We start from the raw sequence: 13,031 nt of genomic DNA on the forward strand, positions 1-13,031 counted from the left end.
TCAACGAGCCGGACGCACGCCGGAAGTTTGCGCTTCCATCATGAGACGATCCTGCGCGGTTGGATCATGACCAAGAATTTCTCCTTTGAAGACCCAAACCTTGATGCCAATGATGCCGTAGGCGGTAAGCGCCTCGGTTTCAGCATAGTCAATGTTCGCACGCAGAGTGTGGAGCGGTACTCGGCCTTCGCGATACTGCTCAACGCGGGCGATTTCAGCACCGCCAAGACGGCCACCGCAAACGATCTTGATACCTTCAGCACCCAAACGCATCGCGGATTGCATCGCACGTTTCATCGCACGGCGGAAAGCCACACGACGAATAAGCTGGTCCGCAATGCCTTGAGCGACAAGCTTAGCGTCGATTTCCGGCTTGCGGATCTCAACAATGTTCAGCTTCACTTCGCTCGAAGTCATCGAGGACAACTTAGCGCGCAGCTTTTCGATATCTGCGCCCTTCTTGCCGATGATCACACCGGGACGAGCCGCATAGATTGAAACGCGGCAAAGCTTCGCTGGACGCTCAATCACAACTTTGGAGATCGCTGCCTGAGGCAGGTTCTTCATGATGTACTTACGGATCGTGATGTCTTCTTTGAGAAGCCCAGCATAGTCACGCCCTTCGGCGTACCAGCGGCTATCCCAAGTGCGGTTGATCTGAAGACGCAGACCAATTGGATTACTCTTCTGACCCATGGTTTATGCCTCTTCCTGTTCGCGAACAACGATGCGCAGCTTGCTGAATGGCTTGAGAATGCGGGTAGACTTACCACGACCGCGCGTATGGAAACGCTTCATCGTGATCGATTTACCAACACTAGCCTCAGCAACGACAAGCGCGTCGACGTCGAGATCGTGGTTGTTTTCAGCATTGGCAACAGCCGAAGCGAGCACTTTGCTAGCGTCGCGTGCCATTGCCTTCTTCGAAAAGCTGAGGATGTTCAGAGCTTCCTCAACCTTCTTGCCGCGAATGAGCTCTGCAACGAGGTTTAGCTTTTGCGCAGACCCGCGAATTTGCGTGCCTACTGCGAGCGCCTCATTGTCAGCTACGCGCCGGGGAGACTTTGCCTTACCCATTATCGCTTGCCCTTCTTGTCAGCCGCGTGACCGGGGAAGCTGCGCGTAGGCGCAAATTCACCGAGCTTGTGACCAACCATTTCTTCCGAAACGGCCACAGGAATAAACTTGTGACCGTTATAGACGTTGAATGTGAGCCCAACGAACTGCGGGAGAATTGTCGAACGACGCGACCAGGTTTTGATCGGCTTCGAGTTTCCAGCGTCCTGTGCTGTTTCTGCTTTTTTCAGCAGGCTGAGCTCGACAAACGGACCTTTCCAGACGGAACGTGCCATCGTGTCTTACCTCTTCTTCTTGGCGTGACGCGAACGGATAATCATCTTGTCCGTCTGCTTATTCTTACGAGTGCGTGCACCCTTGGTCGGCTTGCCCCATGGTGTCACTGGGTGACGACCACCGGATGTCCGGCCTTCACCACCACCGTGGGGGTGATCAACAGGGTTCTTCGCAACACCACGTGTGAGAGGGCGACGGCCCTTCCAACGGGTGCGGCCAGCTTTGCCGAAGTTCTGGTTCTGGTTGTCAGGGTTCGAAACCGCGCCAACCGTGCCCATGCAATCGCTGCGAAGGTAACGCTGCTCACCTGAGTTCAGGCGAACGATTACCATGCCGCGGTCACGACCAACGATCTGGACATAAGCACCGGCAGAGCGAGCAATTTGACCACCCTTGCCTGGCTTCATCTCCACATTGTGGCAGATGGTACCAACTGGCATTTGGCCCAGAAGCATGGCGTTGCCAGGCTTAGTGTCGACCTTTTCGCCAGCAATTACGCTATCACCAACGGCGAGGCGTTGTGGAGCGATGATGTAAGCGAGCGTGCCGTCTTCGTACTTCAGAAGCGCGATGAAGGCGGTGCGGTTAGGATCGTATTCGATACGCTCCACAGTTGCTGCCATATCCCACTTGCGACGCTTGAAGTCGATGATGCGATACTTCTGCTTGTGACCACCAGCGATACCGCGTGATGTCACATGGCCTTTGTTGTTGCGGCCACCGGTCTTGCGCTTGCCTTCGCTGAGAGACTTAACTGGACCACCTTTGTGGAGACCAGTTTTGTCAACCAGAATAAGACCACGGCGCGCCGGGCTGGTTGGGTTGTAATTCTTAAGTGCCATTAGCCGACCTGCTCAGTGATATCGATCATTTCACCTTCGGCGAGACGAACCACTGCTTTCTTGAAATCGGAACGCTTGTAGGGCTTGCCCTTCCAGCGCTTGGTTTTGCCTTTGGTCAGGATGGTGTTCACCGATACGACTTTCGTCGAATAGATGGCTTCCACCGCCTCCTTGATCTGCGGCTTGGTCGCGTCATTCGCCACCTTAAACACCACGGCATTCGCCTCAGAAGCCATTGTCGACTTCTCAGTGATGTGAGGAGCAACGATCACGCCATAGTGCCGCGCGTCAATTGCGTCTTTCTTAGCCATTGAAACGCGCCTCCAGCTTAGCGACAGCGTCCTTGGTCAGGACCAGCGTGTCGTGGTTGAGAATGTCGTAGACGTTCGCGCCAGCGGCAGGCATCACATTGACACCCTTGAGATTGCCAGCAGCCTGAGCAAAACCAGCATCCACTGCCTCACCGTCAATCACGAGGACCTTGCCAGCAAAGCCGTGCTTGTCGAGGTGACCCTTGAGGGCCTGTGTCTTGGCGTCCTTCAGAGCCAGACTGTCAACGACAACGAGACCGTCTTTGGCTTTGGTTGAAAGAGCCATCTTCAGACCAAGCGCGCGAACTTTCTTGTTGAGCGACTGATTGAAGTCACGCTTGCGTGCACCGTGAGCCTTACCACCACCGATAAAGATCGGAGCACCACGGTCACCGTGACGAGCGCCGCCCGAGCCTTTTTGGCGGCCGAACTTGGCGCCAGTGCGAGCCACATCCGAACGCTCACGCGTTGGACGCGCTGTGCCACGGCGATTTTCGAGCTGCCAGGTGACAACGCGGTGCAGAATGTCAGCGCGGGGCTCTACACCGAACACATCATCATTGAGTTCGATATCGCCCGAGGCTTTCCCGTCGATTTTTTGGACCTTCACCTTCATGGCTTAGCCCTCCTTGTTTTCGTCAGCTGCAGGAGCATCGGCGACAGGCGCCTCAGCTTCTGGAGCAGGTGCGACTTCTTCGACAACCGGAGCAGCCGCCTCGACAACAGCGCCCGGGAACGGGAGGTCGTCAGAGTGCTTCAGCTTCACAGCATCACGAACGAGCAGCCAGCCATTCTTAGAACCAGGGACCGAACCCTTGATGAAGAGAAGGCCACGATCAGCGTCGGTGCGAACCACTTCGAGGTTCTGCTGCGTGCGCTGACGGTCACCCATGTGACCAGCCATCTTCTTACCCTTAAACACACGGCCCGGATCCTGACGGTTACCGGTTGAACCGTGTGAACGGTGAGAGATCGAAACACCGTGGGTTGCGCGAAGACCGCCGAAACCCCAGCGCTTCATCGCACCTGCAAAACCCTTACCTTGGGTGTGCCCGGTGATGTCGACCTTTTGGCCGCTCACAAAGTGCTCTGCACTGATAAGCGCGCCGACAGGTACGAGACCGTCTTCGCCTTCCACGCGGAACTCAGCCATGCGGGCTTTGAGACCAACGCCGGCTTTCGCGAAATGCTCGCGCTGCGGCTTGTTTACGTTCTTTTGTTTTGCTTCGCCTGCACCAAGCTGAACTGCATAATAGCCGTCCGTGTCTTGAGTGCGGTGGGAAACGACCTGACAATCTTCCAGCGAAAGCACAGTCACGGGTACGTGCTGTCCATCCTCCTGGAAGAGGCGGGTCATCCCAACCTTTTTCGCGATCACGCCAGTGCGCATCGTCTTTACTCCTTACAGAGGCACCCAGAGGACCATCCCCAAGGTGCATGCCAACCCAATTTTGTATCTGAGCCCCGTCTGGGCTGATGCCGCCCCTCCCCTATTGGAGTGGTTTGGCGAGACGGAGGACTCAGCCCGGTAACAACCGGCGGTATCCATATGTCTTGCCGAAGTTTCCTTCAGCAGGCCCAATGGAGGGCCAAATTCTCGGTCACTTTAACGCCTTACCGATGGGCGGTGAGATCGCCTCTTAAGCGAGTTTGATCTCAACATTCACGCCAGCAGCAAGGTCGAGCTTCATCAGCGCGTCAACTGTCTGGGCGTTCGGCTGCACGATATCGAGCAGACGTTTGTATGTGCGAACTTCGAACTGCTCACGCGACTTTTTGTCGATGTGCGGTCCGCGGTTCACAGTGAATTTCTCAATGCGCGTTGGCATAGGAATGGGGCCGCGAATAAGAGCACCGGTACGACGAGCTGTGTCTGCGATTTCGCCAGTTGCCTGGTCGAGAACGCGGTGGTCGAACGCCTTAAGGCGAATACGGATATTCTGTGCTTCCATTACCTACTACCAATGCGAAAGAGCCAAGGAACGCGCTCCGGGGGAAACCCGCTCCCAAAAAGTAAAAGGCCCGCCCTGCCCCGCTCCATCAGAAGTCTGGATGGTCCGGAATGGGAGGCCCCATGAATTTCGTTTCAACGGCAACGAGTCACCGTTGGAGATGGCGCGCATATATCGGGGGAGTAGGATTCTGGCAACCCCGAACCGACAGGAATTTTGTTCGCCCTAGTTCTAGCTCGAAGAGCGCTCGTTACTAGAGGTCTGATTGATTCCGAATTCCGTTGCCATCAATCCGGCAACACCACTTCACATGCTCTGCCCAACCTTTCGCGAGATTTCGTTCAACGACGCCCGAGGCAATCAGATCATCAGGCTGTCCTCGTTCGTCTAGGTCATCCATGTAGATCGAAATTTCCATGCCTTCGCGAAGCGGGGTGTCCACCTCATCGCGAGTGGCCTTGGAATCTGTTGCTGACAAAAGAACCAAATCAGCCTCAAGCATCTCGTTGAAGTCGACATAGAACGTAGGACGCAAAACAAATCCCCGAAAAGAATGGGGCTGCCTCTCTTTTGAGAGACAGGCCCGAATTCCTTAACATAGATCGCCGAATTAGGCGGTGATCTTCGCCACAACGCCTGAACCAACGGTACGGCCACCTTCACGGATAGCGAAGCGGAGACCTTCGTCCATAGCGATCGGTGCGATCAGCTTAACGCCGATGGTCACGTTGTCGCCAGGCATAACCATCTCGGTGCCCTCTGGGAGGATCACTTCGCCGGTTACATCGGTGGTGCGGAAGTAGAACTGCGGACGATAGTTCGCGAAGAATGGCGTGTGACGGCCACCCTCGTCCTTCGAAAGGACGTAAACTTCTGCAGAGAACTCGGTGTGCGGGCTAACCGAACCAGGCTTACAAAGAACCTGGCCACGTTCAACGTCTTCACGGCCAACGCCACGGATGAGAGCGCCGATGTTATCGCCAGCTTCACCGCTGTCGAGAAGCTTACGGAACATTTCAACGCCGGTAACGGTCGTCTTGGTGGTGTCCTTGATGCCAACGATTTCAACTTCGTCGCCAACGTTCACAACGCCGGTCTCAACACGGCCGGTAACAACCGTACCGCGACCAGAAATCGAGAACACGTCTTCGATCGGCATGAGGAAGTCTTTGTCAACCGGACGGTCGGGCTGTGGAATGTAGGTGTCTACTGCTTCCATCAGTTCCTTGATCGAGTTTTCGCCGATTTCAGGATCACGACCCTCAAGAGCAGCAAGAGCTGAACCTTTGACGATTGGAATATCGTCGCCGTCAAAGCCGTACTCGCTGAGGAGTTCACGAACTTCGAGCTCAACCAGCTCGAGGATTTCTTCGTCATCGACCTGATCGACCTTGTTCATGTACACAACAAGCTGTGGAACGCCGACCTGACGCGCAAGCAGGATGTGCTCACGAGTTTGTGGCATAGGTCCGTCAGCTGCGTTCACAACGAGGATAGCGCCGTCCATCTGAGCAGCACCGGTGATCATGTTTTTCACATAGTCAGCGTGCCCAGGGCAGTCGACGTGCGCGTAGTGACGTGCGTCAGTTTCATACTCAACGTGTGCGGTTGAGATGGTGATGCCGCGCTCGCGCTCTTCAGGAGCCTTGTCGATGTTACCGAAGTCAACAGCAGCGCCCTGAACCTTGGTGATTGCCGCGGTCAGAGTGGTTTTACCGTGGTCAACGTGACCGATGGTGCCGACGTTTACGTGCGGCTTATTACGCTCAAACTTTTCCTTCGCCATGTCTCTTATAACCTTCTTACTGAATTTGAATTTAGCGGGGAGAAAGCGGCGCCCGCATCAATGTGGCGCCGCCCATAGATTGTGTTGCTCGCTTAAGCAAGCTTCTCCTTAACGTCCTGAGCAACGCTCGCAGGCACTTCGTCGTAGTGCGAGAACTGCATGGAGTATTGTGCACGGCCCTGTGTGAATGAGCGAAGCTCGTTCACGTAACCAAACATGTTGGCCAGTGGGACCATAGCTTCAACAGCTTGGGCGTTACCTCGGCTGTCTGTGCCTTGGATTTGACCACGACGGCTGTTGAGATCGCCGATTACATCGCCGAGGTAGTCCTCAGGAGTGACAACTTCAACCTTCATGACAGGCTCAAGCAGCTTGATACCGCCACGTTCAGCCGCTTCGCGCATTGCACCCTTACCGCAGATTTCAAACGCCACGGTGGACGAGTCGACGTCGTGGAAGGCACCATCCGTGAGGTGGATTGTGAAGTCGATGATCGGGAAGCCGATGAGATAACCGCTATCAGCTTGCTCACGGATACCTTTTTCGAGGCTCGGGATGTATTCCTTCGGAATGTTACCGCCTTTGATGGAGTCTTCAAAGACGATGCCCTGACCGCGCTCACCCGGTGTGAAGGTCGCTTTGGCGCGGGCAAACTGACCCGTACCACCCGATTGCTTCTTGTGAGTGTAGTCAACGTTGATCTCACGGCCCAGCGATTCGCGGTATGCCACCTGAGGCGCACCAACGTTTGCTTCAACCTTGAACTCACGCTTCATCCGGTCGACGAGAATGTCGAGGTGAAGCTCGCCCATGCCTTTGATGATAGTCTGACCGCTTTCGTGGTCAGTCGTCACGCGGAATGAGGGATCTTCAGCAGCCAAGCGGTTGAGGGCAACACCCATCTTCTCTTGGTCAGCTTTCGTCTTAGGTTCAACCGACAGTTCGATCACGGGATCTGGGAATTCCATCCGCTCAAGAATGATCGGATTGGCTGGATCACAAAGCGTGTCACCGGTGGTGGTCGCCTTCATACCTGCCAATGCCACGATATCGCCAGCAAACGCCTCTTCAATGTCCTTACGGTCATTAGAGTGCATTTCGAGGATGCGGCCGATCTTTTCCTTCTTGCCCTTCACAGAGTTCAAGACGGTGCCCTTGGTGAGTTCACCAGAGTAGATGCGAGTAAAGGTAAGCGAGCCCACGAACGGATCGTTCATGACCTTAAATGCGAGAGCCGCGAATGGCACTGCATCGTCAGAAGCACGTGAATCTTCTTCATCGCTGTCAGGCTTAACACCTTTAATCGCGTCCACGTCGAGCGGGCTCGGCATGTAGTCGACAACCGCGTCAAGCAGCGGCTGAACGCCTTTGTTCTTAAACGCAGAACCGCAAAGCACAGGAACGAAGCTTTGGTTGAGCGTACCCTTACGGATAAGACCCTTAAGCGTCGCCGCATCAGGCTCTTCACCTTCAAGGTATGCTTCCATCACATCGTCGTCTTGCTCAACAGCAAGCTCGATCAGCTTCTCACGGTATTCAGCCGCTTCGCCAGCCATATCCGCAGGGATATCGCCGTAAACGTACTCAGCGCCCAGGTCTTCGTTCTTCCAGGTGATCGAACGCTGGTTCACGAGGTCAACAAGACCGGTGAGACTGCTTTCGATGCCGATTGGGAGATAGAGAACCGCAGGAGTTGCACCAAGGCGCTCGATGATTGAGTTCACGCAGTACTTAAAGTCTGCGCCTGTGCGATCTAACTTATTGATAAAGCACATTCTTGGCACTTTATACTTGTCCGCCTGACGCCATACGGTTTCTGACTGAGGTTCAACGCCAGCAACGCCGTCAAAACATGCAACCGCGCCGTCGAGCACGCGAAGCGAACGCTCAACTTCAATTGTGAAATCAACGTGGCCTGGAGTGTCGATGATGTTGATGCGGTGCTCTGGCGTTTGACGCAGCGCTTTTGGATCACCTTTTGGATCCATGCTTGGATCTTCTGGATTCCAGAAACAGGTTGTAGCCGCGGAAGTGATTGTAATTCCACGCTCTTGCTCCTGCTCCATCCAGTCCATCGTCGCTGCACCATCGTGCACTTCGCCGATTTTGTAGGATTTCCCGGTGTAATACAGAATACGCTCAGTCGTGGTGGTTTTACCAGCATCGATGTGCGCCATGATGCCGATGTTGCGATAGCGCTCCAGCGGATATTCGCGGGCCATTTGCAAATTCCTTAAATAATGTGGGAGCCGCCGTTTATGCGGTCAGCGCCCCATATAGTTACGAATGTGACAACCCCAAGACGGACCCCAGAGCTGTCCACATACATCTTACCAGCGGTAGTGCGAGAATGCGCGGTTGGCGTCTGCCATGCGGTGCGTGTCTTCACGCTTCTTCACAGCATTACCGCGGTTGTTCGCTGCATCCATCAGCTCGCCTGAAAGACGTGCGCTCATGGTGGTCTCTGGACGCGAACGCGCCGCACCAATCAACCAACGAATGGCAAGTGCCTGTGCACGCTCATCACGAACCTCAACAGGAACCTGATAGGTAGCACCACCCACACGGCGTGAGCGAACTTCAACCTGTGGCTTCACATTGCCCAATGCATCATGGAACAGCTGAACCGGATCGGTCTTGGCCTTCGCCTCAACCGCATCAAGAGCCGAATACACAATGCCTTCTGCAACGGCTTTCTTACCGTCGAGCATAAGGTTGTTCATGAACTTCGACAGAACCTGATCACCAAACTTGGGATCGGGAAGAATAACCCGCTTTTCGGGCCTACGACGACGTGACATGTTTAAAACTCCTTTGGAGTGGCCGCTCACATCCGTGAACGTCCTTGCTGCGCCGGCCCTCTCCCCCGCCCTTCCACCCGGAATTGTACCGGTATGGTAGAAGGGCGAGGGAGAGGCCCGTCACAGCGCCTCAATTATTTCGGACGCTTGGCGCCGTACTTCGAGCGGGATTGCTTGCGGTCCTTGACCCCTTGCGTATCGAGAACGCCGCGAAGGACGTGGTAACGAACGCCGGGAAGGTCGCGAACACGGCCACCGCGGATCAGCACAACAGAGTGCTCTTGCAGGTTGTGGCCTTCGCCCGGAATGTAAGAGATGACCTCACGGCTGTTGGTGAGGCGAACCTTGGCCACTTTACGCAAAGCGGAGTTCGGCTTTTTAGGGGTCGTCGTATAGACGCGTGTGCAAACGCCGCGCTTCTGCGGGTTCTGCTCCATAGCAGGGACCTTAGACTTGGCCTTCTGCGGAGTGCGGCCCTTGCGGACCAGCTGGTTGATAGTTGGCATATGTACTCTTCACCTAAATTGGCGCTGTTGGAATTCGATGAAGAGAAAAAGGACTGTGCAAGAGAACCGTTCGTCCTGAGCTTGTCAAAGGATGAACCTTCAGCCAGGGAATGGTCTTGCCACAAGCCTGAAACACTCCACCCAAAAGCCAAAAGCCCCGGATTACTTTGCCAGCCGCATTACCCATTCAGGTAATTTGGGCTGCCAATGTTCAGCTCTGTAAAGGGCGCGGACTCGAGACGAGCCTCACCCGAACGAGCGCGCCATTAGCGGGGGGCTAACAAAGGGTCAAGGCAATTCACACACCAGTGATGAAAGTTCGCTGGCACCTAGCCAATTTCCACACCATACCATTGGACGCATTGCGCTGAGACCGACAATCAAAATGCAAGCCCGGCCCCGAGTTATTGAAAACCAGAAATATTAAATAGAAGCAAAGTCGGCGCTTCCCACACTAACTATCGCCTGTTGGTAAAAATGCTCAGAGCTGTTATAAATTACAAGCGACAATTACTTGGGGGAAGAAATAATGAATTTTGAGGGACCGGGCGAAGGCCAATGGAAAGTACTTCCAGGTGGCGGATCAAGCATCGCGATCAATGATGAAGACGCAATCTGGATTGTCGGCGGCGAAGGAAAACCGCATTACTGGGAGAATCTTCCTGATGGCAGCGGCGATTGGCCGGTGCCGCCCGAAACCAGTCTCGTCAATCTTATCAGCATCGCTGTAGAGCCAAATGGTCTCGCTTGGGCCATCAATACTGAAGGGACGATCTTCCGCCGCACGGGCGACGGCATTCCGGGAGAAAGCTGGGAGACGATGCCCGGTGGTGGCACCGATATTGCAATTGGCGCAGGCGGGCATGTTTGGACAATTGGTGGTGACGGGGTCCCGCATTACTGGGAGAATCTTCCGGGTGGAAGCGGCGATTGGCCGGTCCCTCCTGGCATCGAAATCACCGGTGCGAAAAAGATTGCTGTAGGAGAAGATGGCCTCCCTTGGATCATAACCAGTTCCAACACCATTATGCGCAGGGAAGGCACATCATTTCCTGGCTCCAGTTGGGTTACTGTGGAGGGAACCGCCTCTGACATTGCGATCGGCGCAAACGGTGCAGTCTGGATACTCGACGCCGCAGGACACCCCCAATATTGGAACGGCACCTCATGGATCACGCTGGACGAGATCGTTCTCGTCAGCATCGCTGTTGACGCAAAGGGCTCACCAATTGGCGTGAGAGATACGACAGAGATTTTGCGATGGAGCCGTTCTGACGAGCACAAGAAAGGTATGACGGGTATCACCCAAGCTTGGTGGCCTTCTGCGGATGCTTCGTCACTTGCTGTGTTCGCAGGTGGGTTGGTGTTCCAGTGCTCATCGCTCACGCAATTGTCTAAAGGTGCGCCACCTTGGTTCGTAAGCGACCTTCTCGCGCGATCCGGCACGCCAAATATGCTCGGAGACATGACCGCAATCAGTGACCTGCCCGATGGCCGCGTCATTGCTTTCTTCTCCGATCAATTTGTGATCTTCACGCCTAACCCTAGCGGTGACACCAATCTGCAGTTCGCGGAAAAAGGCAATCTTTCAGACATTACCCAGAGCATCAACGGCGTAGATTTCGCCTTCTTGGAAAATGGCCGAACCTGCTTCGTTCAAGGCAGTTTATCTGTGACGATCGAATGGAGCGGCAGTGGCTGGAGTGTTTCTGCTGTCACCCCTGCCCCATTTACGGGCAAAGCACCTGCGAGTTGGGCAAAGGTAGATGCCATGTGGCTCGACCAGCCTGGTACGCCAAACGCGACCTACTACGCGTTTTCTGATGACCAGTTTGTATCCTGGCCCGCCAGCGGATCTGGACCAGTTTCCACGCCCGAACATATCGTTGCCCTGTTCGATTGGATACCGAACGGGCGTAAGCGGAGCGCGCCGCCAGGCTTTAACCAAACGGAGTTCGAAGAAGAGTACAAAGCGTCTTTGCGCTCTGCCCACTCGTTGGCGACACAAGCCGATGCCGAATTGCGCAGCTCTATAGACGATCTGGGATGGTATTCTGGGCCATCAACAGCCTTACAACACCGTCTCAGTCATGTGGTGCGTACCAACACGGAAATCGCCACAGGTATGGAAAGCGCCAATAATTTCGGCTGCAGTTATCTTTATGTCGGCAATTCCTATTCGGTGTCTTTCATCGGTGCCATCACTTGGGGAGTAGGGCTCTTCATTTCTACCGACGGAAACCACTCGATGGCATCCGCATCCTTGGGTGGAGGCGCGGGGCTGACAATCGGAGGCGGGGCAAGTCTAACATTCGGGTACTTCTGGCGCCCTGTGGAGGCTCTTGTTGGCGCCAACTTTGTCATGGACATTCAGATGGAGATTATCGCTGGGTTCGGTGCACAGCTCTATTTCGATTCTCAAGGCTTAGCAGGCTTTACGGTCTCGGGCAGCAAAGGGGCAGGTGTTTCGTTCCTGACCCTTGAGGGCGCGCACACTTGGGACATGGCGCAGTGGGACAATCCGCCAGATGCTTGATTAGCGCAAAAACAACGCATGCCAGCCAAGGCGGTGCTCGCGCATTTCAGCGCGCAGGGGTGGATGATGAATGTCCCGGGGGACTAGCATCTCTATGGCTGCAATTGCGGACAAGATGCCTCTCAGGTCGAGACGATGGATTAGGTTGTTTTCCTACACACCAATAATCTGCAATATCCCCCAGTCCTTAGTTTGTTTTCGCCCTCAAGCGCCGGGCGCGTCGCATCCGCGCCTCTTGGCTACGCCGCATAAGCGGCGACGCGCAGTCGCGCTTGCGGTCGGCTAACGCCGACCGAGCTTACGCTAACCTCCCGGGAAGCGCTGATCTCCCCTCCCGCTTGCGGGAGGGGCAGTGAGACTTGCAAGCTTGCTTGCTAGTCGCAGCGGGGTGGGCCTTCTCAAGGTCGATGTGGTTCTTAAACGCGCGCGCCGGGTTTGCCTCACCCACCCCTAACCGCTGGCTTGCAAGCAAGCCCTCTTCGAGTCCCCGCAGGCGGTAGGGAAACTAAGTAGCACTCTAACGGCGCGCGGCGCCGCGAGGGCGGAGTCGTAGCCAAAGGCGCAGACGGCCGTAGGCCACCTGCAAGGCCGCCCGCAGCGGGGCCGGAGCGTAGCGCAGGCCGTCTAGCGAGGGAGTCGAAGACGGGCGAAGCCCACCCTCGCCCGGATGGGCAAGCATGAAACAAGGACTCACTCCCCGTTTTCCTACACACCAATAATCTGCAATATCCCCCAGTCCTTGCTCACCGCCAAAGGACCGCCGCATCTCCGACCTTATCAACCTTCGCGCCACTGCTCGCCAAGCGACCAGCGCGGTTGCTTATGAAGGGCCTCCGCCCGATGAGGACGACCCGCTGCTGCAATTCAAGCCCGTCCCCCACAAGCAACTGCGCCGCAACTCCATCACGCCCGATCTTCAGCGCGAATTTATTGCGCATCTTGCC

General features: G+C 55.4%; 15 protein-coding genes. 1 reads left to right on the top strand and 14 read right to left on the bottom strand.

What is annotated here, in order from left to right; genetic code table 11:
- From rpsC to rpsL, 13 genes are all read right to left on the bottom strand, one after another.
- Positions 1-696: a 30S ribosomal protein S3 gene (gene rpsC / locus Q0778_RS03680; protein WP_298304217.1), complete on the bottom strand. Its 696-nt coding sequence runs from the start codon at positions 694-696 to the stop codon at positions 1-3.
- A 3-nt stretch (positions 697-699) separates the two neighbouring features.
- The gene (gene rplV / locus Q0778_RS03685) at positions 700-1,077 is read right to left on the bottom strand and encodes a 50S ribosomal protein L22 (RefSeq protein ID WP_034958163.1); all 378 of its coding nucleotides are present in this window, start codon (positions 1,075-1,077) and stop codon (positions 700-702) included.
- On the bottom strand, positions 1,077-1,352 hold the full coding sequence (gene rpsS, locus Q0778_RS03690) for a 30S ribosomal protein S19 (protein ID WP_298304213.1): 276 nt from the start codon (positions 1,350-1,352) through the stop codon (positions 1,077-1,079). Before rpsS ends, rplV begins: the two co-directional genes overlap by 1 nt.
- 6 nt (positions 1,353-1,358) lie before the next feature.
- The gene (rplB, locus tag Q0778_RS03695) at positions 1,359-2,195 is read right to left on the bottom strand and encodes a 50S ribosomal protein L2 (protein ID WP_247270080.1); all 837 of its coding nucleotides are present in this window, start codon (positions 2,193-2,195) and stop codon (positions 1,359-1,361) included.
- Entirely contained in the window at positions 2,195-2,506 is a 312-nt protein-coding gene (locus Q0778_RS03700) for a 50S ribosomal protein L23 (protein ID WP_298334076.1), read from the bottom strand. Before Q0778_RS03700 ends, rplB begins: the two co-directional genes overlap by 1 nt.
- A complete protein-coding gene (gene rplD, locus Q0778_RS03705) occupies positions 2,499-3,122 on the bottom strand; it encodes a 50S ribosomal protein L4 (RefSeq protein WP_298304205.1) in 624 nt (207 codons plus the stop codon). Before rplD ends, Q0778_RS03700 begins: the two co-directional genes overlap by 8 nt.
- Before the next feature lie 3 nt (positions 3,123-3,125).
- The gene (rplC, locus tag Q0778_RS03710; RefSeq protein ID WP_298334081.1) at positions 3,126-3,896 is read right to left on the bottom strand and encodes a 50S ribosomal protein L3; all 771 of its coding nucleotides are present in this window, start codon (positions 3,894-3,896) and stop codon (positions 3,126-3,128) included.
- A gap of 250 nt (positions 3,897-4,146) precedes the next feature.
- Complete coding sequence (gene rpsJ / locus Q0778_RS03715) at positions 4,147-4,458, bottom strand: 30S ribosomal protein S10 (RefSeq protein ID WP_006831877.1); 312 nt, start codon at positions 4,456-4,458, stop codon at positions 4,147-4,149.
- 253 nt (positions 4,459-4,711) lie between these two features.
- Positions 4,712-4,960 (bottom strand): hypothetical protein, encoded by a 249-nt coding sequence (locus tag Q0778_RS03720; RefSeq protein WP_298334084.1) that lies wholly within the window; start codon positions 4,958-4,960, stop codon positions 4,712-4,714.
- A 108-nt stretch (positions 4,961-5,068) separates the two neighbouring features.
- Complete coding sequence (tuf, locus tag Q0778_RS03725; RefSeq protein ID WP_298304195.1) at positions 5,069-6,244, bottom strand: elongation factor Tu; 1,176 nt, start codon at positions 6,242-6,244, stop codon at positions 5,069-5,071.
- Between the two features lie 92 nt (positions 6,245-6,336).
- Complete coding sequence (fusA, locus tag Q0778_RS03730) at positions 6,337-8,466, bottom strand: elongation factor G (protein ID WP_298334086.1); 2,130 nt, start codon at positions 8,464-8,466, stop codon at positions 6,337-6,339.
- A gap of 108 nt (positions 8,467-8,574) precedes the next feature.
- A complete protein-coding gene (gene rpsG / locus Q0778_RS03735; protein ID WP_298304191.1) occupies positions 8,575-9,045 on the bottom strand; it encodes a 30S ribosomal protein S7 in 471 nt (156 codons plus the stop codon).
- A 134-nt stretch (positions 9,046-9,179) separates the two neighbouring features.
- Positions 9,180-9,551, bottom strand: a complete 372-nt coding sequence (gene rpsL, locus Q0778_RS03740; RefSeq protein WP_034954477.1) for a 30S ribosomal protein S12 — start codon at positions 9,549-9,551, stop codon at positions 9,180-9,182.
- Positions 9,552-10,080: 529 nt separating this feature from the next.
- Between rpsL and Q0778_RS03745 the strand changes: the two genes are divergently transcribed.
- Positions 10,081-12,087, top strand: coding sequence for a tectonin domain-containing protein (locus tag Q0778_RS03745; RefSeq protein ID WP_298334089.1), 2,007 nt, complete (start codon positions 10,081-10,083; stop codon positions 12,085-12,087).
- A gap of 743 nt (positions 12,088-12,830) precedes the next feature.
- Here the strand turns inward: Q0778_RS03745 and Q0778_RS03750 are convergent.
- On the bottom strand, positions 12,831-13,025 hold the full coding sequence (locus Q0778_RS03750) for a hypothetical protein (RefSeq protein WP_298334092.1): 195 nt from the start codon (positions 13,023-13,025) through the stop codon (positions 12,831-12,833).
- Positions 13,026-13,031 lie beyond the last annotated feature (6 nt).

It is taken from the genome of uncultured Erythrobacter sp. (assembly GCF_947502395.1).
Classification (GTDB): Bacteria; Pseudomonadota; Alphaproteobacteria; order Sphingomonadales; family Sphingomonadaceae; genus Erythrobacter.